This window comes from Streptomyces sp. NPDC029014 (assembly GCF_055564695.1).
Genome location: NZ_JBVHVT010000107.1, coordinates 1 through 24,251, shown reverse-complemented (window position 1 = coordinate 24,251; position 24,251 = coordinate 1). Strand labels below are relative to the sequence as shown.

The window sequence follows — 24,251 nt, the reverse complement described above, 5'->3', positions numbered from 1 at the left end:
CTCTATGTTTTTTCTTGCGTGAAGGCTTCGCCCTTCCCCCCTCCCCCCCCCCACCCCCCCCCCCCGCCCCCCCCCCCCCCCCCCCCACGGTCCCCCCCCCCCCCCCCCCCCCCCCCCGCCGGCGTTTTCACGTACCGCCGCGCCTCAGCCGCGGTCCCGCATCGGCAGGCGCGGCAGGCGCAGCCGCGGCCGCGGGACGCGCGCCGCCAGCCGGGCCAGTCCGGCCGCCCGGTCGCGGACCGCCTCCGCCCAGGCGTCGCGGCGCGCCTCGGCCGCCCAGCGCAACCGGACCGCGGAGCGCGGCAGCAGCAGCGCCCGCAGCCGGCCGAGCCGGCCCACCCCGGCCAGCAGCGCGGTCCGCGCCAGCAGCACGTCCTGCGCCGGCCGGTACGGGTCCGCGCCGGGCGGGGCGTACAGCGCGCGCTCCACCGCCCCGGCGACCCGGTGCACCGCCTGCGCGGCCTCCGGCTCCAGCCGGCCCAGTTCCACCAGCCGGGACGCGGCCCGGCGCGGCGACAGGGCCCCGTCCGGGGCGATGCCCACGTCCCAGGCGGCGTCGCCCAACTCCTGCCAGGCCGGCAGGACTCCGTCGGCGGCCAGCCGCCGGGCCCGGACCCGGCTGCGCCACAGCAGCGGCAGCAGCGGCACGGCCAGCAGCGCCAGCACCGCGCCCGTCCAGCCGAGCACCGCCGTCACCGACGGGCCGCCGCCCCCGCCGCCCGCGTTCTGCTGCGGTGCGGCGCCGCCGCACTCGCCCAGCTTCTTCAGCTCCGGCGGGCAGGCGTCGGCCTTCGACGGCTCCGCCGACGGCTGCGCCGTGCTCTGCGACGGCAGCGGGGCCGGGGCCGAGGGCTGGGCCGCCGGCCGGTCGGTGCGCGAGTAGTCCGGCAGGCTGATGCCCTGCCGCGGCGTGGGCTCGAACCGGGTCCAGCCGATGCCCTCGAAGTACAGCTCCGGCCAGGCGTGCGCGTCCCGCATGGTCACGTTGACGCTGCCGTCCGCCTGCCGCTCGCCCGGGGTGAAGCCCACCGCCACCCGCGCCGGGATGCCGAGCGAACGCGACATCGCCGCCATCGAGAAGGCGAAGTGGACGCAGAAGCCCTCCTTGTCCTCCAGGAACCGGGCGATGGCCGTCGGGCCGGTCCCCGAGGCCACCTTCGTGTCGTAGCGGAACCCGCCGCTCACCGCGAAGAAGTCCTGCAGGGCCACCGCGCGCGTGTAGTCGTCCTTCGCGCCCCTGGTGACCTGGCGGGCGGTCTCCGCGACCACCGGCGGCAGGTTGTCCGGCAGCCTCGTGTACTCCTCGCGGACCGCCCGGTCCGCCTCCGGGGCGGCCTTCAGCTGCGCCGCCGTCGGCCGCAGCAGCAGACTGCGCACCTGGTACACCGCGCCCTGGACGTTCTGGTAGCGGTCCTTGCCCAGCTGGTCCCCGACGAGGGTCCGGCCGACCGGCTCGAACCGCCACTTGCCGGGGATGTCCACGGACGTCGCCGGGTACGGCATCGGCAGGTACCGCTGCGCGTAGGTGTCGGCCGCGGAGAGGTTGGTGCGGACCTCGACGGCGTTCTTGCGGACCTGCTCGCTCAGGCCGGGCGGGACCGGCAGCCGCTCGGGCACGTCGGTCAGGGCGCGCGGCGAGGCCTCCCACTTGACGCCGTTGAACTCGTCCAGGGCCAGGATCCGCAGGTACTGGTCGCTCAACTGCTGGCTGTCCGTGCGGTACTTCAGCACCACCCGGTTGTCCTGCGCGTTCAGGCTGCCCTGCAGCGAGACGAGCGGGTTGACCGCCGAGATGGTCCCGCCGACCCCGTTCCCGCCGGCCTCGGCCTCGCCCTGGCGGGCCAGCAGCCCGCCGCCGAGCGGGGGCAGCACCGCCGGGACCGCCAGCGCGACGCCCAGCGCCACCGCGCCGATCCGCCGCCCCGTGCGCACGGGGGAGACCGCCTGGCCCGAGCCCGCGCCGCCCCCGTACCCGGAGGCCGCCGACACCCGCCCGGGCGGAGCCGCGCCGAAGACCCGGCCCCACTGGGCCAGCCGGTCCCGGCCCTCGGCCAGCAGCAGCACCAGGTAGCCGCCGCCGGCCAGCAGGAACGCGAACCAGGCGCCCCGCTGGCCGCCGGACAGCCCGGCGGCCACCGAGTACAGGGCGAGCAGCGGCAGCCCGGCCGCCGCGGCGCTGCGCAGCGTCACCGCCAGCAGGTCCACCAGCAGCCCGATCAGCAGCACCCCGGCCAGCAGCAGCAGCCGGATGCCGTCCGTCAGCGGCGCCGGTATCGCGAACTCGGCCACGTCCTGCAGGCCGCGCCGGAACAACGCGCCGACGTCCGTCACCAGGTAGGCCATCGGCCCGGTGCCGGTGGACTCGCCCTTCCCCGCGAAGAGGAAGACCAGCACCAGCAGCGACACCAAGGCCTGGCAGGCCACGGTCAGCCAGCGCGCCATCGGCACCCGTCGGGCCGCCGCACCCACCCCGCTCTGCACGGCCAGCAGCAGGCCCGCCTGGAGCAGCCAGCCCGACGACTCCACCAGCGCGGCCAGCGACCACGAGGTCATCAGCGTCGCCAGTGCCGCGAACAGCGTCAGCCGCGCCTGCCCGCTCATGACCGGCCTCCCGAGGTCTCCGCACCCAGCGGTGCACTGCCGGCCTGCCGCCACAGGTCACCGAACGCCGCGCCGGGCGGCACGGCCAGCGCCGTCCAGCCCGTCTCGCGCAGCCGGTGCAGGCGTTCCTCCGCCCGACCGCCCGGGCGCCCGGCCCAGCCGTCCGGGTCCAGGACGAAGGCCACCGCGGCCCCACTGCGCCCGCGCATCTTCGCCGCCATTTCCGTCTGTACGTCGTCCAGGTCGCCGAGGAAGGCGATGAGCAGCCCGTCGCCGCCGGCACCCGTGCCGCCTCCGCCGCCGTCGCCGCTGCGCAGGGCGTCGTACGCGCGCGAGAGGCCCGCGCCGTCGGAGTGACCGACGACCGCGAGGGTGTCCATCATCAGCCCGGAGGCCTCGGCGGACTCCGAGCCGCCGGAGGAGAAGCCGCCGCCCTCGCCGGGCACCGCGCTCCCGGTGTCGGTGAGCAGCCGCACGGCGAAGCCCCGCTCCAGCAGGTGCACCAGGGTTGAGGCGGCCGCCGAAACGGCCCACTCGAAGGCGGAGTCCGGGCCGGCGCCCTCGAAGGCGACCGCCCGGGTGTCCAGCAGCACGGTGGCCCGGCTGCGCTGCGGCTGCTCCTCGCGGCGCACCATCAGCTCGCCGTAGCGGGCGGTGGAGCGCCAGTGCACCCGGCGCAGGTCGTCGCCGCGACGGTAGCCGCGCGGGATCACGTCGTCGTCGCCCGCCAGGGCCAGGGCGCGGCGGCTGCCGTCGCCGTAGCCGGAGGTCTCGCCGGTCAGCCGGGCCGCCGGCAGCTCCTCGGTCCGCGGGACGACGGTGAGCAGGTCGTACGTGCTGAACGAGCGGGTCAGCTCGACCAGCCCGAACGGGTCGGTCAGCCGCAGCTGGAGCGGGCCCAGCGGGTAGCGGCCGCGCAGGTCGGAGCGGACCCGGTAGGACACCTCGCGGCGCCCGCCCGGCTCGACGCGGTCCAGCACGAAGCGGGGGCGGGGCCCGAGCACGTAGGGGACCCGGTCCTGCAGCATCAGCAGTCCGGTGGGCAGCCGGGAAACGTTGTCGACGCGCAGCTGCACCCGGGCCTCGGCGCCGGCGGGCACCCGGACCGGGGTGAGCCGGCGGCTGCCGGTGACCCGGTGGCGGGTGCGGTGCAGGGCGAGGACGCAGACCAGCGGCAGGGCGGCCAGCAGCAGCCCGACCCGGAGCAGTTCGCCCTGGCCGAGCACGTACGCGCAGAGGGCGGCGGCGGTCCCCGCGGCCAGGAAGGACCGGCCGCGGGTGGTCAGCCCCGCCAGCGAGGCGCGCAGCCCGCCCCGCCCCGGACCCTGGCTCACGCCGCCGGCGCCGCGCGGGGCACCGGCACCCATCAGAAGCCCCGGACGCCCGCGGCGGGCGGTATGTCGCCGCGGCCTCGGGCGGCCGGGACGGGGGTGCGCTGCACGATGTCCTGGACGACCTGCTCGGCGGTGCGCCGGTTGAGCTGGGCCTGCGCGGTGGGCAGCAGCCGGTGCGCGAGGACCGGGCCGGCCAGGGCCTGGGCGTCGTCGGGCAGGACGTAGTCGCGGCCGGACAGGGCCGCCGAGGCCTTCACGGCGCGCAGCAGGTGCAGGGTGGCCCGGGGCGAGGCGCCCAGGCGCAGGTCGGGGTGGCTGCGGGTGGCGGAGACCAGGTCGACGACGTAGCGCTTGACCGGCTCGGCCACGTACACGTCGCGGACGGCGTCGATCAGCTTGGTGATGTCGTGGGCGTGCGCGACGGCCTGCAGGTCGTCGAGCGGCGACAGCCCGCCGTGCACGTCGAGCATCTGCAGCTCGGCGTCCGGGTTCGGGTAGCCGACGGAGACGCGGGCCATGAAGCGGTCGCGCTGGGCCTCGGGCAGCGGGTAGGTGCCCTCCATCTCCACCGGGTTCTGGGTGGCGACCACCATGAAGGGGCTCGGCAGGGCGTAGGTCGTGCCGTCGATGGTGACCTGCCGCTCCTCCATGGACTCCAGCAGCGCGGACTGGGTCTTGGGCGAGGCGCGGTTGATCTCGTCGCCGATGACGATCTGGGCGAAGATCGCGCCGGGCTTGAACTCGAACTCGCGGCGCTGCTGGTCGTAGATGCTGACACCGGTGATGTCGGAGGGCAGCAGGTCCGGCGTGAACTGGATGCGCTGCACCGAGCAGTCGATCGACTTGGCGAGGGCCTTGGCGAGCATGGTCTTGCCGACGCCGGGCACGTCCTCGATCAGCAGGTGGCCCTCGGCGAGCAGCACGGTCAGCGCGAGCCGCACGACCTCGGGCTTGCCCTCGATCACGGTCTCGACCGAGTCGCGCACGCGCTCGGCCGTGCTCGTCAGATCCGTGAGGCTCGCTCTGTCGTCATACGTCGTCACCTGGTACTCCTCGGCCCTTTCCGGTAGGGCCGACGTCCTTCGCGCGTGACGGCCCACCCCAACACGGACGCCGGCCCGGACGGGATTCCGGGCGGCGTCATCCCCGCATTGTTGACGGCGTCACGGGGCTGTGTCACTCACGAGGCCGGAACGATCTCCCGCAGGAGCCCGGTGTGCACGTCGAAGACGAAGCCTCGCACATCGTCGCGGTGGGGGAGGAAGGGGTTGGTGCGGACCCGCTGCATGGACTGGCGAACGTCCTGGTCAACGTCCCGGAAGGCCTCGACGGCCCAGGCGGGGCGCTGGCCGACCTCGTCCTCCAGCTCGTGCCGGAAGTCCTCGGTGAGGCTCTCCAGGCCGCAGCCGGTGTGGTGGATGAGTATGACGCTGCGGGTGCCCAGGGCGCGCTGGCTGATGGTGAGCGAGCGGATCGTGTCGTCGGTGACGACGCCGCCGGCGTTGCGGATCGTGTGGCAGTCGCCCAGCTCCAGGCCGAGCGCCTTGTGCAGGTCGAGGCGGGCGTCCATGCAGGCCACGACGGCGACGCGGAGCACCGGACGGGCGTCCATGCCCGGGTCCTGGAAGGTCGCGGCATACCTGCGGTTCGCCGCTACCAGCTGATCGGTGACGGACCCGCCGGCGGACAGTTCGGCGGAGTCTGCGGGCAGGGATGCGGAAGTCGTCATGCATACGACGTTAGTGGTCACCGCTGGTCGTGGCATGGAGTGAGGGTGGACAAAGAAGGTCAACCAGTCTTGTTGTGAGCTAACCCACAGGAGTGGGCAGGGGGCGCCCGTTCGGGTGATTCGCGGCTTTCGGGGGTTCCTCGGGGGACAGCCGCTACGGCGCGCGCGGGCGGTTCGTTGACCGCGCGGGGCAGTGCACTAAAGTGGCGCGAACCGGCCGGAGCCCGGCCCTGACCGGCCGCCCGGCCCCCTGGTAACACTCCGCGTGCGCGGCGCGGCGTATGCCTGCCGCGCCGTTATCTGAGAGGGCGCTTTGACCAGCGAGTCCCGACACGTCCCGGTAATGCTCCAGCGGTGCTTGGACCTGTTGGCCCCGGCGCTCCAGAAGCCGGGGGCCGTCGTCGTCGACTGCACCCTCGGCCTCGGAGGCCACAGCGAGGCCCTGCTGACCCGATTCCCCGAGGCCCGTCTGATCGGCCTCGACCGCGACAAGGAGGCCCTGCGCCTCTCCGGCGAGCGACTGGCCCCCTTCGGGGACCGGGCCACCCTCGTCCACGCCGTCTACGACGAACTGCCCGACGTACTGGACCGCCTCGGCATCCCGACCGTCCAGGGCATCCTCTTCGACCTCGGCGTCTCCTCCATGCAGCTCGACGAGGCCGACCGCGGGTTCGCCTACGCCCAGGACGCGCCGCTGGACATGCGCATGGACCAGACGACCGGCGCCAGCGCCGCCGAGGTGCTCAACACCTACCCGCCGGGCGAGCTCGTACGGATCCTGCGCCAGTACGGCGAGGAGAAGCAGGCCAAGCGGATCGTCTCGGCGATCGTCCGCGAGCGCGCGAAGGAGCCGTTCACCAACAGCGCCCGGCTCGTCGAGCTGATCCGTGACGCCCTGCCGCAGGCGGCCAAGCGCACCGGCGGCAACCCGGCCAAGCGCACCTTCCAGGCGCTGCGCATCGAGGTCAACGGCGAGCTGTCCGTCCTGGAACGGGCCGTCCCGGCGGCCGTGGACCGCATCGCGGTGGGCGGCCGCATCGTGGTGCTCTCCTACCACTCCCTGGAGGACCGCCTCGTCAAGCAGGTCTTCGCCGCCGGGGCCGCCTCCACCGCCCCGCCGGGCCTGCCGGTGGTCCCCGAGAAGTACCTGCCGAAGCTGAAGCTCCTCACCCGCGGCGCCGAACTGCCCACCGAGGAGGAGATCGCCGAGAACCGGCGGGCCGCCCCGGCCCGCTTCCGCGGAGTGGAGCGGATCCGGGAGGCGAACGCGTGAGCAGGGGCGGGGCCGGGCCGGCGGGACCGGGACGACTGCGCGGCCCCGCGGCGGGACAGGCGGCGCGCACGCCGTTCGTCCTGCTCGTGGTGGCGCTGCTCGCCGGCGGCCTGATCAGCCTGCTGCTGCTGAACTCCGCCCTGAACGAGGGCTCCTTCCAGCTGTCCCGGCTGAAGAAGGAGACCACCGCGCTGACCGACGAGGAACAGGCCCTCCAGCGGGACGTCGACGCCTACTCGGCGCCCGACGCGCTCCAGCGCCGCGCCCAGGAACTGGGCATGGTCCCCGGCGGCAGCCCCGTCTTCGTCGGCCCCGACGGCAAGGTCACCGGAACCGCCGCCGTCGCGGAGTCCCCCACGCCGGTCGCCCCGCCGGCCACGCCCCCCGCCGCACCCCCGGCCGCGTCCGGAACCCCGGCGGCGCCGGCCGGCGCGCCGGCGCAGAGCCCGCCCCCGCCGAACGCCCCCGCCGCGCCGGGCCCGGCGGCGTCCGCCCCCCGGCCCGGGCCCCAGCCCACCCCGAACCCAGGCAGGTGACGTCGTGACCCGGACCCCTCCGGGGCCCCTCCCCGCCCCGCGATCCCCCCGCCCCGGCGCGCCGGAGCCGCGGCACCCGGAGGTGGCCGGGTGAGCCCGCAGGAGCCGCCGCGACGGAAGGTGCCCGGCCCCGGACGGCCCCGCCCCGGCAGCACCGACCGGCCGCGGCCCGGCACCCGCCCCGCGACCCGCCGGCCCCCCGCGGGCCGCACCCCGCACACGATCCGGCTCGGCAACCCGCGGCCCCGGCTGCGGCTGGTCGGCGTCGGACTGGCCCTCGTGATGCTGGCCTTCGTCGTACGGCTGCTCCAGGTACAGGCCGTCGACGCCGCCACCTACTCGGCCAAGGCCTCCGAGAACCGCTTCGCCAGCTACACCCTGGCCGCCGAGCGCGGCGAGATCACCGATCGCAGGGGCGTCGCCCTCGCCACCAGCGTCGACGCGTACGACATCACCGCCGACCCCAAGATGTTCACCCCGCAGGAGAGCAAGGCGCCCGACGCCCCCGAGCAGGCGGCCGCCCTCCTCGCGCCCATCCTGAACGCCGACGCCGGGGAGCTCACCGCCCGGCTGAAGACCAGGAACACCCGCTACGTCGTCCTCGCCCGCCGCCAGACCCCCCAGGTCTGGAACCAGATCAAGGACCTCAAGCGGGTCTTCGCCGAGAAGGCCACCGCCGACAAGCGGAACAACGGCCCCGGCGCCAACGTCCTGGCCGGCGTGTTCAACGAGGACAGCAGCAAGCGGGTGTACCCGGGCGGGGACCTGGCCGCCGGGATACTGGGCTACGTCAACGCCGAGGGCAAGGGCGCCGGCGGCATGGAGTCCGCCCTCGACCGGAAGCTGGCCGGCAAGGACGGCACCATCACCTACGCCCAGTCCGGCGGCCGCCGCGTGCCCACCGCCGGGTCCAGCGGCAAGCCCGCCGTGCCCGGCGAGGACGTCGAGCTGACCATCGACCGGGACATCCAGTGGGCGGCGCAGAGCGCCATCACCGAGCAGGTCCAGAAGTCCGAGGCCGACCGCGGCTACGTCGTCGTCCAGGACACCCGCACCGGCGAGGTACTGGCCATGGCCAACGCCCCCGGCTTCGACCCCAACGACCTCAGCCGGGCCAGCTCCGCCGCCATGGGCAACGCGGCCCTCCAGGACGTGTACGAGCCCGGCTCCACGGCCAAGGTCATCTCCATGGCCGCCGTGCTGGAGGAGAAGAAGGCCACCGCCGACACCCGCGTCGAGGTCCCGAACCGGCTCCACCGCGGCGACCGGCTGTTCAAGGACGACATCGACCACCCGACCTGGTACCTGACCCTCAACGGGGTCCTCGCCAAGTCCTCCAACATCGGCACCATCCTGGCCACCGGCCAGCTCGGCGCCACCCAGCCCGAGGCCAACAAGGTCCTGTACTCGTACCTGACCAAGTTCGGCATCGGGCAGCCGACGGGGCTGAACTACCCGGGCGAGTCCCGCGGCATCCTCGCCCGCCCAGAGGCCTGGTCGACCTCCCAGCAGTACACGATCCCCTTCGGTCAGGGCCTGTCCCTCAACGCCATGCAGGCGGCCTCCGTGTACTCCACCATCGCCAACGGCGGGGTCCGCATCGAGCCCACCCTGGTCCGCGGCACCAAGGGCCCCGACGGCCGCTTCACCCCCGCCCCGGCCCCCGAGCAGACCCGTGTGATCAGCAGGGAAACCGCCAGGACCCTCTCCGAGATGCTGGAGTCCGTCGTCGACGACCAGGAGGGCACCGGCACCAAGGCCCGCATCCCCGGCTACCGCGTCGGCGGCAAGACGGGCACGTCCAACCGGGTGGATCCGGCCACCGGCCGCTACAAGGGATACACCGCGTCCTTCGCCGGCTTCGCCCCCGCCGACAACCCCCGCATCACCGTCTACTGCGCCGTCCAGAACCCGACCAAGGGCAGCTACTTCGGCGGCCAGGTGTGCGGCCCCATCTACAAGAAGGTCATGGAGTTCGCCCTCAAGACCCTCCAGGTAGCCCCCACCGGAAGCGCACCCGCAGGCCTCCCGGTCACCTACGAACCCGGCCCCCGGGCCACCCCCCAGAACTCCCCGCAGCCCGGCCGGTGACCCGCCCGGCCCGCCCGTCCCGTCCCGCAGACCCGTGAGGCACCACCAGTGACAACGATCACCCCGAAACCCGGGAACCAGCCCTCCGGCCCCGTCCCGGGCGGGCCCTCGCTTCGCGACCGGCCCGCCGCGCCCGGTACGCTCACCGCCGTGCCCCACGCTGATCAGCCCAGAACCACCCAGCACGACGCCCCGGCAACGCCGCCGGGCGCGCCGCGGCCCACGACCGCCCGCCCGACCCCGCTCCGGGAGCTCGCGGCCCTGGTGGACCCGGCCGCCGCGCCCGCGCCGTCGGACCCGCTGATCACCGGGATCACGCACGACTCCCGTGCCGTGCGCCCCGGTGACCTGTACGCGGCCCTGCCCGGCGCCCGGATGCACGGTGCCGACTTCGCCGCCCAGGCCGCCTCCCGCGGCGCCGCGGCCGTGCTGACCGACCCGGCGGGCGCCGAGCGCGCCGCCGCGACCGGCCTGCCGGTGCTCGCCGTCGCGGACCCCCGCGGCCGGATGGGCGAGCTCGCCGCCGCGATCTACGGCCACCCCGGCGAGGGCCTGCTCCAGATCGGCATCACCGGCACCTCCGGCAAGACCACCACGGCGTACCTCGTCGAGGGCGGGCTGCGCGGCGCGGGCCGCCCCACCGGACTGGTCGGCACCGTCGAGATGCGCATCGGCGACGAGCGCATCAAGTCCGAGCGGACCACCCCCGAGGCCACCGACCTCCAGGCCCTGTTCGCCGTCATGCGCGAACGCGGCGTCGAGGCCGTCGCCATGGAGGTCTCCAGCCACGCCCTGGTGCTCGGCCGGGTCGACGGCTGCGTCTTCGACGTCGCCGTCTTCAACAACCTGAGCCCGGAGCACATGGAGTTCCACTCCGACATGGAGGACTACTTCCAGGCCAAGGCCCAGCTCTTCACCGAGCGCCGGGCCCGCCTGGGCGTGGTCAACGTCGACGACGAGTACGGCCGCCGCCTCGCCGAGGAGTCGGCGATCCCGGTCGTCACCTTCTCCGCCGCCGGCGACCCGGGCGCCGACTGGCGCGCCGAGGACGTCGTCTTCGGGCACATGGACTCCACCCTGACCGTGCTCGGCCCGAACGGGGAGCGCGTGTCGGCCAGGGCCCCGCTGCCCGGCCCGTTCAACGTCGCCAACACCGTCGCCGCGATCGCCACCCTCGCCGCCGCCGGCCTCGACCCGCAGACCGCCGCCGACGGCATCGCCGCGGTCCCCGGCGTCCCCGGCCGCCTGGAGCGGGTCGACGCGGGGCAGCCGTACCTTGCCGTGGTCGACTACGCGCACAAGACCGACGCCGTCGAATCGGTGCTGCGGGCGCTGCGCGAGGTCACCGCCGGCCGGCTGCACATCGTGCTCGGCTGCGGCGGCGACCGCGACACCACCAAGCGCGGCCCGATGGGCGCCGCGGCGGCCCGGTTCGCCGACACCGCCGTCCTGACCTCCGACAACCCGCGCTCCGAGGACCCCCTGAAGATCCTCGCCGCCATGTTCGAGGGCGCGGTCTCCGTGCCCGCCGAGGAGCGCGGCACGGTCCTCGTCGACGCCGACCGGGCCGCGGCCATCGCCGCCGCCGTGGCGCGCGCCGAGCCCGGTGACACCGTGCTGGTGGCAGGCAAGGGCCACGAGCAGGGCCAGGACACCGCCGGTGTCGTACGCCCCTTCGACGACCGCGCGGTGCTCCGCACCGCCATCGAGGCACAGGCCGCGCGCGACCGCGCCGCGCGGCAGCACGACGTGAACGTTCCCCAGGCCGAGGTGAACCAGTGATCGCCCTTTCCCTCGCCGAGATCGCCGACATCACCGGCGGGCGGCCCCACGACATACCGGATCCGTCCGTGCGGATCACCGGGCCCGTCGTCATCGACTCCCGCCAAGTGGAGGCCGGCAGCCTGTTCGCCGCCTTCGCGGGCGAGCACGTCGACGGCCACGAGTACGCGAAGGGGGCCGTCGACTCCGGTGCGGCGGCCGTCCTCGCCGCCCGGCCCGTCGGCGTTCCCGCGATCGTCGTCCCCGACGTCGAGAAGGCGCTCGGCGCCCTCGCCCGGGCCGTCGTGCAGCGCCTCGGCACCGACGTGGTGGCCCTGACCGGCTCCGCCGGCAAGACCTCCACCAAGGACCTCATCGCCCAGGTGCTGCAGGCCCACGCGCCCACCGTGTGGACCCCCGGCTCCCTCAACAACGAGATCGGCCTGCCGCTCACCGCGCTGCGCGCCACCGCGGAAACCCGGCACCTGGTGCTGGAGATGGGCGCCCGCGGCATCGGGCACATCGCCTACCTCACCGGCCTGACCCCGCCGCGCATCGGCGTCGTGCTCAACGTCGGCACCGCCCACATCGGCGAGTTCGGCGGCCGCGAGCAGATCGCCGTCGCCAAGGGCGAGCTGGTCGAGGCCCTGCCCGCCGCGGCCGACGGCGGAGTCGCCGTCCTCAACGCCGACGACCCCCTGGTCCGGGCGATGTCCGCCCGCACCGAGGCCCGCACGCTGCTCTTCGGCGAGGCCGAGGACGCCGACGTACGAGCGTCGGAGGTCCGGATGACACCTGCCGGACAGCCCTCCTTCACACTTCACACCCCCACCGGGTGCGGCGAAGTGACCTTGCGCCTGTACGGTGAGCACCACGTGTCGAACGCGCTTGCCGCGGCCGCCGTCGCCCACGTGCTGGGCATGTCCGTCGACGAGATCGCCATCGCGCTCTCCGGAGCGGGCACCTTGTCCCGGTGGCGGATGGAGGTCACCGAGCGAGCGGACGGCGTCACGGTCGTCAACGACGCCTACAACGCGAACCCCGAGTCCATGCGGGCCGCACTGCGCGCGCTGGCCGCCATGGGCGGCTCCGCCAGGGCGAACGGGGGGCGCACGTGGGCGGTGCTCGGTCCCATGGCCGAGCTCGGCGACGCCGCGCTGGCCGAGCACGACGCGGTGGGACGGCTTGCCGTCCGGCTCAACGTGAGCAAGCTCGTCGCAGTCGGGGGCAGGGAAGCGTCCTGGCTGCAGCTGGGCGCCTATAACGAGGGTTCGTGGGGTGAGGAGTCGGTGCTCGTGTCCGACGCGCAGGCGGCGATCGACCTGTTGCGCAGTGAACTGCGCCCGGGTGACGTCGTGCTGGTGAAGGCTTCCAGGTCGATCGGCCTGGAGCGGGTCGCTCAGGCGCTGCTCGACGGCGCCGAGGGCGAGGTCGCCGGCCGATGAGGCAGATCCTGTTCGCGGGTGTCATCGGTATGTTCCTCACCGTCATCGGCACCCCGCTGCTGATCAAGCTGCTGGCCCGCAAGGGCTACGGCCAGTTCATCCGCGACGACGGCCCGCGCGGCCACCTCGGGAAGAAGGGCACGCCCACCATGGGCGGTATCTCCTTCATCCTGGCCACGCTCATCGCGTACGCCCTGACGAAGGTGCTGACCGGCCAGTCGCCGTCGCTCTCCGGTGTCCTGGTGCTGTTCCTGATGGCCGGTATGGGCCTCGTCGGTTACCTCGACGACTACATCAAGATCGTCAAGAGGCGCTCGCTCGGTCTGCGGGCCAAGGCCAAGATGGCCGGCCAGCTGATCGTCGGCATCGCCTTCGCCGTGCTGGCGCTGCAGTTCAAGGACGCCCGCGGGCTCGCCCCGGCCTCCATGAAGCTGTCGTTCGTCAACGACTTCGGCTGGTCGATCGGCCCCGTCCTGTTCGTGGTCTGGGCGCTGTTCATGATCCTGGCCATGTCCAACGGCGTGAACCTGACGGACGGTCTGGACGGCCTGGCCACCGGCGCCGCCGTGATGGTCTTCGGCGCCTACACGTTCATCGGCGTCTGGCAGTTCCAGGAGTCCTGCGCCAACGCGGCGACCCTGACCAACCCGAACGCCTGTTTCGAGGTGCGCGACCCGCTCGACCTCGCGGTCGTGGCGTCCGCGCTCATGGGCGCCTGCTTCGGCTTCCTGTGGTGGAACACCTCGCCCGCCAAGATCTTCATGGGTGACACCGGCTCGCTGGCCCTCGGCGGCGCGCTCGCCGGCCTGGCGATCTGCTCCCGCACGGAGTTCCTGATCGCCCTCCTCGGCGGCCTCTTCGTGCTCATCACCCTCTCGGTGGTCATCCAGGTCGGCTCGTTCCGGCTGACCGGGAAGCGCGTCTTCCGGATGGCGCCGCTGCAGCACCACTTCGAACTCAAGGGCTGGTCCGAGGTGCTCGTGGTGGTCCGCTTCTGGATCATCCAGGGCATGTGCGTGATCGTCGGCCTCGGACTCTTCTACGCGGGATGGGCAGCCGACAAGTGACCCCCTGGCAGGGCATGAACATCACCGTCGCCGGTCTCGGCGTGAGCGGCATCAGCGCCGCCCGCGCCCTGGCCGGCCTCGGCGCATCGGTCACCGTCGTGGACGGCGGGGACGGCGAGGGACACCGCGCCAAGGCCGCAGAACTCGCGGACCTCGGCGTCTCCGTCCGCCTCGGCGACGCCGAGACGCTGCCGAAGGGCACCGACCTCGTCGTGACCTCGCCCGGCTGGAAGCCGGACAGCCCGCTGTTCGCCGCCGCCGCGGCGGCCGGCGTCGACGTCGTCGGCGACGTCGAGATCGCCTGGCAGCTGCGCGGGTCCCGCCCCGGGCGCACGCCCGCCCCGTGGCTCGCGATCACCGGGACGAACGGCAAGACCACCACGACCCAGATGCTCGCCTCGATCCTGAAGGCCGCCGGCCTGAGGACCGCGGCCGTCGGCAACATCGGCACCCCGATCATCGACGTCGTCCTCGGCGAGGAGGAGTACGACGTCCTGGCCGTCGAGCTCTCCAGCTACCAGCTGCACTGGGCGCCCTCCGTGCGCGCCCACTCGGCGGCCGTCCTCAACCTGGCGCCGGACCACCTCGACTGGCACGGCTCGATGGAGGCGTACGCCGCCGACAAGGGCCGGATCTACGAGGGCAACACGGTCGCCTGCGTGTACAACGTCGCCGACCCCGCCACCGAGCGGCTCGTGGAGGGGGCCGACGTCGTGGAGGGCTGCCGCGCCATCGGCTTCACCCTCGGCGCCCCCGGCCCCTCCATGCTCGGCGTCGTCGACGGCATCCTCGTCGACCGCGCCTTCGTCGAGAACCGGCAGAAGAACGCCCAGGAGCTCGCCGAGGTCTCGGACGTCACCCCGCCGGCCCCGCACAACATCGCCAACGCGCTCGCCGCGGCGGCCCTGGCCCGCGCCTTCGGCGTCCCGCCGCGCGCGGTCCGCGACGGGCTGCGCGACTTCCGCCCGGACGCGCACCGGGTGGCGTACGTGGACGAGGTCGCCGGGGTCGCGTACGTCGACGACTCCAAGGCCACCAACACCCACGCCGCCGAGGCCTCCCTGGCCGCGTACGAGCCCGTCGTGTGGATCGCCGGCGGCCTCGCCAAGGGCGCGACCTTCGACGAACTCGTGCAGAAGTCGGCCGCACGGATGCGCGGCGCGGTGCTGATCGGCGCCGACCGCGCGCTCATCGCCGAGGCGCTGGCGCGACACGCCCCCGATGTCCCGGTCGTCGACCTCGACCGGACCGACACTGGGGCGATGCTCGCGGCGGTCCGGGAAGCGGCCCGGCTCGCCGAACCCGGCGACACGGTCCTGCTGGCGCCCGCCTGTGCGTCGATGGACATGTTCGCGAACTACAACAAGCGCGGGGACGCCTTCGCGGACGCGGTGCGGGAACTGGCCGCCGAAAGCGCCTAGGCCGGGCAGGAGCCTGCTCTCCGACCGGGCGGCCGCCCGCCGCGTACGAGTGGAGGGGAAGGTCACAGATGCCGGCCAAGCAGGTGCTGCCCGGGCGGCGGCCGTCCGCGGGGAAGGCCGCCGCGGGGCCCTTGAAGGGCCTGCGGGCCGTCAAGGTGCAGGGCCGCAGGCGGCCGGTCCCGGGAGCGCGGCGGCCCGCCGGGGGCGGGCCGCTGACCCGGCTGAGGCGCACCCAGCGGCAGCTGCGCCGGGCCTGGGACCGACCCCTCACCGCCTATTACCTGATCTTCGGCAGTTCCCTGCTCATCACCGTGCTCGGCCTGGTGATGGTCTACTCGGCCTCGATGATCAAAGCGCTCCAGCTGGGGCTGGGCGACGCCTACTTCTTCAAGAAGCAGTTCGTGGCCGCCCTGATCGGCACCGGGCTGCTGCTCGTCGCCTCCCGGATGCCCGTGAAGCTGCACCGGGCGCTGTCCTACCCGGTGCTCGCCGGAACCCTGTTCCTGATGGTCCTGGTGCAGGTCCCCGGGATAGGGGTGTCGATCAACGGCAACCAGAACTGGATCTCCCTCGGCGGACCGTTCATGCTCCAGCCCAGCGAGTTCGGCAAGCTGGCGCTGATCCTGTGGGGCGCCGACCTGCTGGCCCGCAAGGGAGACAAGGGCCTGCTGACCCAGTGGAAGCACCTGCTGGTGCCGCTGGTGCCGGTGGCCTTCCTGCTGCTCGGGCTGATCATGCTCGGCGGGGACATGGGCACCGCCATGATCCTCGGCGCCGTCCTGTTCGGCCTGCTCTGGCTCGCCGGCGCCCCCACCCGGCTCTTCGTGGCGGTGCTGGCCTTCGCGGGTGTGATCGTCGCACTGCTGATCAGGACCAGCCCGCACCGCATGGACCGGCTCGCCTGCCTCGGAGCGACGGATCCGGGCAAAAACGACCTCTGCTGGCAGGCCGTACACGGGATCTACGCCCTCGCCTCGGGCGGATGGTTCGGTTCCGGTTTGGGGGCCAGCGTGGAAAAATGGGGTCAACTGCCGGAAGCCCACACCGACTTCATCTTCGCCATCACCGGGGAGGAACTGGGTCTGGCAGGGACGCTGTCGGTACTCGCCCTGTTCGCGGCTCTAGGCTATGCGGGTATCCGCGTGGCCGGACGCACGGAGGACTCCTTCGTACGCTATGCCGCGGGAGGCGTGACCACCTGGATCACGGCCCAGGCCGTGATCAACATCGGTGCGGTGCTCGGCCTGCTGCCGATCGCCGGAGTCCCGCTCCCGCTGTTCTCGTACGGCGGCTCCGCCCTGCTGCCGACCATGTTCGCGGTCGGACTGCTCATCGCCTTCGCGCGGGAGGAGCCGGCCGCGCGTGCGGCGCTCGCGATGCGCCAGCCGAAGTCGGGCTGGAAGCGGACCGGGCAGAGATGGAAGTCGATGAGACGGCGCGTCAAGAGGCGTCCGTCCGGAGAGCGGTGAATTTCGGTGCATGTCGTACTCGCCGGTGGGGGGACCGCCGGCCACATCGAGCCCGCGCTCGCCCTCGCGGACGCCCTGCGCAGGCAGGACCCCTCCGTGGGCATCACCGCCCTCGGCACCGAGCGCGGGCTCGAAACCCGTCTCGTGCCCGAGCGCGGCTACGAGCTGGGCCTGATCCCCGCGGTCCCGCTGCCCCGCAAGCCCACCCCCGAGCTCATCACCGTCCCGGGGCGACTGCGCGGCACCATCAAGGCTGCCGAGGAGATCCTGGAGCGCACCAAGGCCGACGTCGTCGTCGGCTTCGGCGGCTACGTGGCCCTGCCCGGCTACCTCGCGGCCAAGCGGCTCGGCGTGCCGATCATCGTCCACGAGGCCAACGCCCGCCCCGGCCTGGCCAACAAGATCGGCTCGCGCTACGCGCACGCCGTCGCCGTCTCCACGCCCGACAGCAAGCTCCGCGGGGCCCGCTACGTCGGCATCCCGCTGCGCCGCACCATCGCCACCCTGGACCGGGCCGCGGCCCGCCCCGAGGCCCGCGCCACCTTCGGCCTGGACCCCAACCTGCCGACGCTGCTCGTCTCCGGCGGCTCGCAGGGCGCCCGCCGTCTCAACGAGACCATGCAGCAGGTCGCCCCGACCCTCCAGCGCTCCGGGATCCAGATCCTGCACGCGGTCGGTCCGAAGAACGAAATGCCGCACGTCGACAACATGCCCGGGATGCCGCCCTACGTCCCGGTACCGTACGTGGACCGGATGGACCTCGCGTACGCCGCCGCCGACATGATGCTGTGCCGCGCGGGCGCGATGACCGTCGCCGAACTCTCCGCCGTCGGGCTCCCCGCCGCGTACGTCCCGCTGCCGATCGGCAACGGCGAACAGCGGCTCAACGCCCAGCCGGTGGTCAAGGCCGGCGGCGGCCTGCTCGTCGACGACGCGGAGCTGACGCCCGACTGGGTGCTCGGCAACGTCCTGCCGGTGCTGTCCGACCCGCACCGCCTGTACGAGATGTCCCGCGCCGCCTCCGAGTTCGGCCGCCGGGACGCCGACGAGCTGCTGGTCGCGATGGTGCACGAGGCGATCGCCGCCCACCGGAACCGCTGAGGCGGTACAGCGCAGACGCAGGAGGCACAGGAGTGGCCGGAGCGAACACCGCACAGCGCGGGACACCCGGTTCCGACCGGCCCGCCCGCAAGGGCAAGGGCTCCGGCTCTCCCCAGCCGCCCGCCGCACCGAAGCCGCCCCGGGCACCGAAGCAGCCGAAGGCGGCGAAGCCGGCCAAGGGCGCCAAGCCCGCCAGGGTCGCCAAAACCGCCAAGGCCGCGTCCGCGCCGGGCCCCGGTGTGCTCCGCCTCGTCCGGCGGCTGCGCGGCCGGGGCCGCCTGGTGGTCGTCGCCTCGGCCGCCGCGCTGCTCGCCGGCGGCGTCTGCTGGGTGCTCTACGGGTCCGCGTGGCTGCGGATCGAGAAGGTGACCACCAGCGGAACGCAGGTGCTGACCTCCGAACAGGTCCTGACCGCCGCGGCCGTGCCGGTCGGCGCCCCGCTCGTGGCCGTGGACACCGACGAGATCGCGCAGCGCGTGCGCGAACGGCTGCCCCGCGTCGATTCGGTCGATGTGGTCCGGGCCTGGCCCCGCGGAATCGGTCTCAAAGTGACGGAACGCAAACCCGTCCTGCTCATCAAAAAGGACGCCAACTTCGTGGAAGTGGACGCTTCGGGCGTCCGATTCGACACGGTTGCGAAAGCACCCGGCGGCGTACCGCTCCTCGCATTGGACGCGGCGCGGTCGCCGGGCGGCCGCCGCTTCGACGAGCAGCGGCTGCTGCGCGAGGCCGTGGGCGTCGCCGGCGACCTCCCCGAGCCGGTCGCCAAGGAGACGGTGCAGGTCAAGGTGGGCTCGTACGACGCGATCGTCCTGGAGCTGACCCGGGGCCGCACGGTCGTGTGGGGGAGCGGGGAGCAGGGGGAGGCGAAGGGGCGCGCGCTGACCGCTCTGCTCAAAGCCGCACCCGGGGCTGGCCACTTCGACGTGAGCGTCCCCACCGCCCCTGCGGTGTCCGGGAGTTGACGTCGGGTCGCGCGGCGACGCACCCTGGTTGGCCACCGATACGGGTGATCACATAGGGTGAAAAGAAAAACGGGAGGTTCGGCGTGTTCGTTGAACACGCGCTACTTGTCGACTTAGTGTCCTGTTCGGAAGAGTCCAGGGAACAGGCACATACTTAACCCTAAACTTCAGGGTTAGGGTTCGGGTCGGCGCGTTCGGACCGTCCCACATTTCGGCATCAGTCGTCGCAGCGCAGGCCCGCGAAGCGACGACACGTAACTCGAGGCGAGAGGCCTTCGACGTGGCAGCACCGCAGAACTACCTCGCAGTCATCAAGGTCATCGGTGTCGGCGGCGGTGGTGTCAATGCCATCAACCGGATGATCGAGGTCGGTCTCAAAGGCGTCGAGTTCATCGCCATCAACACGGACGCCCAGGCCCTGTTGATGAGCGACGCCGACGTCAAGCTCGACGTCGGCCGCGAACTCACCCGGGGCCTCGGCGCCGGAGCCAACCCCGCAGTCGGTCGCAAGGCGGCCGAGGACCACCGCGAGGAGATCGAGGAGGTCCTCAAGGGGGCCGACATGGTCTTCGTCACCGCGGGCGAGGGCGGCGGCACCGGCACCGGTGGCGCCCCCGTCGTCGCCAACATCGCGCGCTCGCTCGGCGCCCTGACGATCGGCGTGGTCACCCGCCCGTTCACCTTCGAGGGACGGCGCCGCGCCAACCAGGCGGAGGACGGCATCGCCGAGCTCCGCGAAGAGGTCGACACCCTCATCGTCATCCCCAACGACCGGCTGCTGTCCATCTCGGACCGCCAGGTCTCGGTCCTGGACGCCTTCAAGTCCGCGGACCAGGTCCTGCTCTCCGGCGTCCAGGGCATCACCGACCTCATCACGACCCCGGGTCTGATCAACCTCGACTTCGCCGACGTCAAGTCCGTGATGTCCGAGGCCGGCTCGGCCCTCATGGGCATCGGCTCGGCCCGTGGCGACGACCGCGCGGTGGCCGCCGCCGAGATGGCGATCTCCTCGCCGCTCCTGGAGGCCTCCATCGACGGTGCCCGCGGCGTCCTGCTGTCCATCTCCGGCGGCTCCGACCTCGGCCTGTTCGAGATCAACGAGGCCGCCCAGCTGGTCAGCGAGGCCGCGCACCCCGAGGCGAACATCATCTTCGGTGCCGTCATCGACGACGCCCTCGGCGACGAGGTGCGCGTCACCGTCATCGCCGCCGGCTTCGACGGCGGTCAGCCGCCGGCCCGCCGCGACAACGTCATCGGCGCCGCCTCCACCAAGCGCGAGGAGCCGGCCCCGACCCCGGTCCGCGCCCCCGAGCCGGTCCGCCCGGCCTTCGGCGGCCTCGGCACCGTGACCCCGCGCGAGGAGCCCCCGGCCCCGGTCGAGCCGGTCGCCCCGGTCGAGGTCGCGCCCCCGGCGCCGCAGGTCCCCACGGCCCGTCCCTACCAGGACAGCCCGGCCGAGGAACTGGACGTACCGGACTTCCTGAAGTGACGCTGGGGCAGCACGAGGAGAACGGCGCCCACTTCGCCTTCACCGACCGGTGGGGCGGGGTGAGCGCCGTTCCGTACGAGGAGCTCAATCTCGGCGGCGCGGTCGGAGACGACCCGGCCGCCGTTCTGGCGAACCGCGCGATCGCGGCCGGGGCCCTGGGCGTCGAGCCGGACCGGGTGGTCTGGATGAACCAGGTCCACGGCAAGGACGTCGCCGTGGTCACCGGACCCTGGGAGCGCGGCGCGGCCGTCCCCGAGGTGGACGCGGTGGTGACCGCCGACCGGGGCCTGGCCCTGGCGGTGCTCACCGCGGACTGCACTCCGGTGCTGCTGGCCGACCCCGTCGCCGGGGTCGCCGGCGCCGCCCACGCCGGGCGGCCCGGGCTGGTCGCCGGAGTGGTGCCCGCCGCCGTCGAGGCGATGGTCTCGCTCGGGGCCGAGCCGGGGCGGATCATCGCCCGCACCGGCCCGGCGGTCTGCGGCCGCTGCTACGAGGTGCCCGCCGCCATGCGCGACGAGGTGGCCGCGGTCGTCCCGGCGGCCCGGGCCGAGACGAGTTGGGGGACCCCCGCCGTCGACGTGGTCGCCGGGGTGCACGCCCAGCTCGCCGAGGCGGGGGTGGTGAACAGGCACCGCTCGCCGGTCTGCACACTGGAGTCGCGGGACCACTTCTCGTACCGCCGCGACCGGGTGACCGGGCGGCTTGCCGGATATGTCTGGTTGGACTAGTTGATGACGGATCGTAAGTCGGAACTCGCGGAGAACCTCGCGCGGGTGGAGGAGCGCATCTCCTCCGCCTGTGCCGCCGCGGGGCGTGCGCGGGACGAGGTGACGCTCATCGTCGTCACCAAGACCTACCCCGCGAGCGACGTACGACTGCTGGCGGAGTTGGGTGTCCGTCATGTTGCGGAAAATCGTGACCAGGACGCCGCCCCCAAGGCGGCGGCCTGCGCGGATCTGCCGCTCACCTGGCATTTCGTCGGCCAGTTGCAGACCAACAAAGCCCGTTCCGTTGCCGGATATGCGCATGTGGTGCAGTCGGTCGACCGGCCCCGGCTGGTCACCGCGCTCTCCGCGGCGGCGCAGCAGGGCGGGCGGGAGCTCGGTTGCCTTGTGCAGATCGCCCTCGACGCCGAGTCGGGGGAGCGCGGCGACCGCGGCGGCGCCGCCCCGGAACAGCTCGCCGAACTCGCGGACCTCGTGGCCGGGGCGCCGGGACTGCGGATCGACGGCGTGATGACCGTGGCTCCGCTGGCCGGTCCCTACGCAGGGCGCGAACGGGTCGCTTTCGAGCGGCTGGTGGAATTGTCATCCCGCCTGCGCGCGGACCATCCGGCTGCCACGATGGTGTCGGCCGGGATGAGCGCAGACCTGGAAGAGGCCGTTGCGGCCGGTGCGACACATGTACGCGTCGGCACTGCGGTACTCGGCGCGAGACCCCGGCTCGGGTAACGTCGCGAAGAAAGTCGGACCACAGCAGAAAATATGGTCATTGCCGCTGGAGGGCGGACAGACCACGTGGATCGCGGGCAGTTGGTGACTTTGGTGACACAGCGACACACCTGCGACAGGGCGATCCACCACAGAGCGGAGGACTCAGAGAATGGCCGGCGCGATGCGCAAGATGGCGGTCTACCTCGGCCTCGTGGAGGACGACCGGTACGACAACCCGGGGTACGACCCCGACGACGAGTTCGAACCCGAGCCGGAACCGGAGCGGGATCGCCGGCGCCAGCAGCAGCCCGTGCACCAGCCGCCCGTCCCGGAAGAGCCGGTCCGAGCGGTGCAGCCCCCGCCCCAGCGGGAGCCCGTCCCCGTGCCGGTCGACAGTGGACGTCCTGCGCGAATCGCCCCCGTGGCATCCATCACACCTGAACGCTCGAACGTGGAGAAGAACGCCCCCGTGATCATGCCCAAGGTCGTCTCCGAGCGGGAGCCGTACCGCATCACGACGCTGCACCCCCGGACCTACAACGAGGCCCGTACCATCGGGGAACACTTCCGTGAGGGCACTCCGGTGATCATGAACCTCACGGAGATGGACGACACGGACGCAAAGCGACTTGTCGACTTTGCGGCCGGTCTCGTGTTCGGATTGCACGGCAGCATTGAACGCGTGACACAGAAGGTGTTCCTGCTCTCGCCTGCTAACGTCGATGTCACGGCGGAGGACAAGGCCCGCATCGCGGAGGGCGGGTTCTTCAACCAAAGCTAGACCGATCCGTCAGACACGGGGCGGAACGAGAGTGAGAGCAGGGGAGAGGGAAGCGCGGGATGGGCGTCGCACTACAGGTGGTCTACATCGCGCTGATGTGCTTCCTCATCGTGCTGATCTTCCGACTGGTGATGGACTACGTCTTCCAGTTCGCACGTTCGTGGACACCCGGCAAGGCGATGGTGGTCGTCCTGGAGGCGACCTACACTGTCACCGATCCGCCGCTCAAGCTTCTCAGGCGGTTCATTCCGCCGTTGCGTCTCGGGGGCGTGGCACTCGACCTGTCCTTCTTCGTTCTGATGATCATCGTTTACATCCTCATCAGCTTCGTGAGCACAGCTGCGAGAAGCGTGTGAACGATGAGCTTTCCCGCACGCGCGGGGACAGTCCCGATACGGTCTTGCCGACTGCCGACGACTACGTAGAGGTGAAGAAGACATGCCGCTGACTCCCGAGGACGTGCGGAACAAGCAGTTCACGACCGTCCGCCTCCGAGAAGGCTATGACGAGGACGAGGTCGATGCCTTCCTCGACGAGGTCGAAGCCGAGCTGACGCGCCTGCTGCGCGAGAACGAGGACCTGCGCGCCAAGCTGGCCGCAGCCACGCGCGCCGCCGCGCAGAACCAGCAGCAGCAGGGCATGCGCAAGCCGGAACCCCAGGACCAGCGCCCCGGCGGTCCCGTGCCCGCGGCCATATCCGGCCCGCCGGCCCAGCAGGGCCCGCCGCAGATGGGTCCGCCGCAGCTGCCGGGTGGCCAGCCGCAGCTCCCGGGCGGTCAGCCGCAGCTCCCGGCCGGCCCCGGCCCCATGGGCGGCCCGGGCGGCCCGCAGGGTCCCGGTGGCCCCGGCCCGATGGGCGGCCCCATGCACACCATGGGTGGTCAGCAGTCGATGGGCGGCCAGAACCCGCTCGGCCAGCAGATGCAGCCCATGGGGCAGCAGATGCAGCCGATGGGCCAGCAGATGCAGCCCATGGGGCAGCAGATGCAGCCCATGCAGCCCATGCAGCAGCCGCAGCCGCAGCTCCCCCAGCAGGGCCCCGGTGGCGACAGCGCCGCCCGTGTCCTGTCCCTGGCCCAGCAGACCGCCGACCAGGCGATCGCAGAGGCCCGTTCCGAGGCCAACAAGATCGTCGGCGAGGCGCGCAGCCGCGCCGAGGGCCTGGAGCGGGACGCCCGCGCCAAGGCCGACGCGCTGGAGCGGGACGCGCAGGAGAAGCACCGCGTCGCGATGGGCTCGCTGGAGTCCGCGCGGGCCACGCTGGAGCGCAAGGTCGAGGACCTGCGGGGCTTCGAGCGCGAGTACCGTACGCGTCTGAAGTCCTACCTGGAGTCGCAGCTGCGCCAGCTGGAGACCCAGGCCGACGACTCCCTGGCCCCGCCGCGGAACCCGGCCGGTCCGGCGCTGCCGGCCTCGCCGACGCCGTCCATGGCTCCGGCCGGCTCCATGGGGATGGGCGGCCCGTCCCCGATGAGCAGCCCGTCGCCGATGGGTGGTCCCTCGCCGATGGGTGGGCCGTCGTACGGTGGGCAGCAGCAGATGTCTCCGGCCATGACGCAGCCGATGGCTCCGGTGCGGCCGGCTGCGCCGCAGCCGATGCAGGCGCCGTCGCCGATGCGCGGCTTCCTCATCGACGAGGACGACAACTGACGTCGTCGTCGGCAGTCAGTCACCACGGGCCGGGGGGGGGGGGGGGGGGGGGGGGGGGGGGGGGGGGTGGGGGGGGGGGGGGGGGGGTTGTTGCCCCAGAGGTGG

Annotated in this window: 20 protein-coding genes; 16 read left to right on the top strand and 4 right to left on the bottom strand. The window is 73.0% G+C overall.

The genetic code is table 11. The annotated features are described in order from the left end of the window. Positions 1-144: 144 nt before the first annotated feature. The 4 genes from ACZ4VL_RS36290 to ACZ4VL_RS36275 all read right to left on the bottom strand — a co-directional run bounded on the left by ACZ4VL_RS36290 (position 145) and on the right by ACZ4VL_RS36275 (position 5,664). Positions 145-2,601 carry a transglutaminase TgpA family protein gene (locus ACZ4VL_RS36290; protein ID WP_468208954.1) on the bottom strand — a complete coding sequence of 819 codons (2,457 nt, stop codon included), beginning with the start codon at positions 2,599-2,601 and terminating at the stop codon, positions 145-147. Then, the gene (locus ACZ4VL_RS36285; RefSeq protein WP_468208951.1) at positions 2,598-3,968 is read right to left on the bottom strand and encodes a DUF58 domain-containing protein; all 1,371 of its coding nucleotides are present in this window, start codon (positions 3,966-3,968) and stop codon (positions 2,598-2,600) included. The genes ACZ4VL_RS36290 and ACZ4VL_RS36285 overlap by 4 nt, the downstream gene beginning before the upstream one ends. Then, positions 3,968-4,978, bottom strand: a complete 1,011-nt coding sequence (locus tag ACZ4VL_RS36280) for an AAA family ATPase (RefSeq protein ID WP_468208948.1) — start codon at positions 4,976-4,978, stop codon at positions 3,968-3,970. The genes ACZ4VL_RS36285 and ACZ4VL_RS36280 overlap by 1 nt, the downstream gene beginning before the upstream one ends. A gap of 137 nt (positions 4,979-5,115) precedes the next feature. Further along, positions 5,116-5,664: a beta-class carbonic anhydrase gene (locus ACZ4VL_RS36275; RefSeq protein ID WP_468208946.1), complete on the bottom strand. Its 549-nt coding sequence runs from the start codon at positions 5,662-5,664 to the stop codon at positions 5,116-5,118. Positions 5,665-6,007: 343 nt separating this feature from the next. Here ACZ4VL_RS36275 and rsmH point away from each other — a divergent pair, with 343 nt between their 5' ends. The 16 genes from rsmH to ACZ4VL_RS36195 all read left to right on the top strand — a co-directional run bounded on the left by rsmH (position 6,008) and on the right by ACZ4VL_RS36195 (position 24,146). Continuing rightward, complete coding sequence (gene rsmH / locus ACZ4VL_RS36270) at positions 6,008-6,937, top strand: 16S rRNA (cytosine(1402)-N(4))-methyltransferase RsmH (protein ID WP_468208943.1); 930 nt, start codon at positions 6,008-6,010, stop codon at positions 6,935-6,937. Next, positions 6,934-7,473 carry a cell division protein FtsL gene (gene ftsL / locus ACZ4VL_RS36265; RefSeq protein ID WP_468208941.1) on the top strand — a complete coding sequence of 180 codons (540 nt, stop codon included), beginning with the start codon at positions 6,934-6,936 and terminating at the stop codon, positions 7,471-7,473. The genes rsmH and ftsL overlap by 4 nt, the downstream gene beginning before the upstream one ends. Positions 7,474-7,563: 90 nt before the next feature. Continuing rightward, complete coding sequence (locus tag ACZ4VL_RS36260; RefSeq protein WP_468208938.1) at positions 7,564-9,564, top strand: peptidoglycan D,D-transpeptidase FtsI family protein; 2,001 nt, start codon at positions 7,564-7,566, stop codon at positions 9,562-9,564. A 48-nt stretch (positions 9,565-9,612) separates the two neighbouring features. Further along, positions 9,613-11,346: a UDP-N-acetylmuramoyl-L-alanyl-D-glutamate--2,6-diaminopimelate ligase gene (locus tag ACZ4VL_RS36255; RefSeq protein ID WP_468208935.1), complete on the top strand. Its 1,734-nt coding sequence runs from the start codon at positions 9,613-9,615 to the stop codon at positions 11,344-11,346. After that, positions 11,343-12,770, top strand: coding sequence for a UDP-N-acetylmuramoyl-tripeptide--D-alanyl-D-alanine ligase (locus ACZ4VL_RS36250; protein WP_468208932.1), 1,428 nt, complete (start codon positions 11,343-11,345; stop codon positions 12,768-12,770). Before ACZ4VL_RS36255 ends, ACZ4VL_RS36250 begins: the two co-directional genes overlap by 4 nt. Further along, positions 12,767-13,837, top strand: coding sequence for a phospho-N-acetylmuramoyl-pentapeptide-transferase (gene mraY / locus ACZ4VL_RS36245; protein WP_468208929.1), 1,071 nt, complete (start codon positions 12,767-12,769; stop codon positions 13,835-13,837). The genes ACZ4VL_RS36250 and mraY overlap by 4 nt, the downstream gene beginning before the upstream one ends. Beyond that, entirely contained in the window at positions 13,819-15,258 is a 1,440-nt protein-coding gene (gene murD, locus ACZ4VL_RS36240) for a UDP-N-acetylmuramoyl-L-alanine--D-glutamate ligase (RefSeq protein ID WP_452957225.1), read from the top strand. Before mraY ends, murD begins: the two co-directional genes overlap by 19 nt. Positions 15,259-15,326: 68 nt before the next feature. Then, positions 15,327-16,727, top strand: a complete 1,401-nt coding sequence (gene ftsW, locus ACZ4VL_RS36235) for a putative lipid II flippase FtsW (protein WP_468208926.1) — start codon at positions 15,327-15,329, stop codon at positions 16,725-16,727. 6 nt (positions 16,728-16,733) lie between these two features. Beyond that, a complete protein-coding gene (gene murG / locus ACZ4VL_RS36230; protein WP_361088223.1) occupies positions 16,734-17,828 on the top strand; it encodes an undecaprenyldiphospho-muramoylpentapeptide beta-N-acetylglucosaminyltransferase in 1,095 nt (364 codons plus the stop codon). A 32-nt stretch (positions 17,829-17,860) separates the two neighbouring features. Beyond that, the gene (locus ACZ4VL_RS36225) at positions 17,861-18,793 is read left to right on the top strand and encodes a cell division protein FtsQ/DivIB (RefSeq protein ID WP_468208923.1); all 933 of its coding nucleotides are present in this window, start codon (positions 17,861-17,863) and stop codon (positions 18,791-18,793) included. A gap of 280 nt (positions 18,794-19,073) precedes the next feature. Continuing rightward, positions 19,074-20,282, top strand: a complete 1,209-nt coding sequence (gene ftsZ / locus ACZ4VL_RS36220) for a cell division protein FtsZ (protein WP_468208920.1) — start codon at positions 19,074-19,076, stop codon at positions 20,280-20,282. Beyond that, positions 20,279-21,010 carry a peptidoglycan editing factor PgeF gene (gene pgeF, locus ACZ4VL_RS36215; RefSeq protein WP_468208917.1) on the top strand — a complete coding sequence of 244 codons (732 nt, stop codon included), beginning with the start codon at positions 20,279-20,281 and terminating at the stop codon, positions 21,008-21,010. Before ftsZ ends, pgeF begins: the two co-directional genes overlap by 4 nt. A 3-nt stretch (positions 21,011-21,013) precedes the next feature. Further along, on the top strand, positions 21,014-21,733 hold the full coding sequence (locus tag ACZ4VL_RS36210) for a YggS family pyridoxal phosphate-dependent enzyme (RefSeq protein WP_468208915.1): 720 nt from the start codon (positions 21,014-21,016) through the stop codon (positions 21,731-21,733). A gap of 151 nt (positions 21,734-21,884) precedes the next feature. Continuing rightward, positions 21,885-22,496, top strand: coding sequence for a cell division protein SepF (locus ACZ4VL_RS36205; RefSeq protein WP_404241692.1), 612 nt, complete (start codon positions 21,885-21,887; stop codon positions 22,494-22,496). Positions 22,497-22,555: 59 nt separating this feature from the next. After that, a complete protein-coding gene (locus ACZ4VL_RS36200) occupies positions 22,556-22,852 on the top strand; it encodes a YggT family protein (protein WP_030155988.1) in 297 nt (98 codons plus the stop codon). An 82-nt stretch (positions 22,853-22,934) separates the two neighbouring features. After that, positions 22,935-24,146, top strand: a complete 1,212-nt coding sequence (locus ACZ4VL_RS36195; RefSeq protein ID WP_468208912.1) for a DivIVA domain-containing protein — start codon at positions 22,935-22,937, stop codon at positions 24,144-24,146. Positions 24,147-24,251: the final 105 nt, after the last annotated feature.

Excerpts from the sequence above, each read along its gene's own strand:
- ACZ4VL_RS36290 (WP_468208954.1), bottom strand. The coding sequence starts at position 2,601 with ATGAGCGGGCAGGCGCGGCTGACGCTGTTCGCGGCACTGGCGACGCTG.
- ACZ4VL_RS36285 (WP_468208951.1), bottom strand. The coding sequence starts at position 3,968 with ATGGGTGCCGGTGCCCCGCGCGGCGCCGGCGGCGTGAGCCAGGGTCCG.
- ACZ4VL_RS36275 (WP_468208946.1), bottom strand. The coding sequence starts at position 5,664 with ATGACGACTTCCGCATCCCTGCCCGCAGACTCCGCCGAACTGTCCGCC.
- rsmH (WP_468208943.1), top strand. The coding sequence starts at position 6,008 with ATGCTCCAGCGGTGCTTGGACCTGTTGGCCCCGGCGCTCCAGAAGCCG.
- mraY (WP_468208929.1), top strand. The coding sequence starts at position 12,767 with ATGAGGCAGATCCTGTTCGCGGGTGTCATCGGTATGTTCCTCACCGTC.
- murD (WP_452957225.1), top strand. The coding sequence starts at position 13,819 with ATGGGCAGCCGACAAGTGACCCCCTGGCAGGGCATGAACATCACCGTC.
- ftsW (WP_468208926.1), top strand. The coding sequence starts at position 15,327 with ATGCCGGCCAAGCAGGTGCTGCCCGGGCGGCGGCCGTCCGCGGGGAAG.
- ACZ4VL_RS36210 (WP_468208915.1), top strand. The coding sequence starts at position 21,014 with ATGACGGATCGTAAGTCGGAACTCGCGGAGAACCTCGCGCGGGTGGAG.
- ACZ4VL_RS36205 (WP_404241692.1), top strand. The coding sequence starts at position 21,885 with ATGGCCGGCGCGATGCGCAAGATGGCGGTCTACCTCGGCCTCGTGGAG.
- ACZ4VL_RS36200 (WP_030155988.1), top strand. The coding sequence starts at position 22,556 with ATGGGCGTCGCACTACAGGTGGTCTACATCGCGCTGATGTGCTTCCTC.
- ACZ4VL_RS36195 (WP_468208912.1), top strand. The coding sequence starts at position 22,935 with ATGCCGCTGACTCCCGAGGACGTGCGGAACAAGCAGTTCACGACCGTC.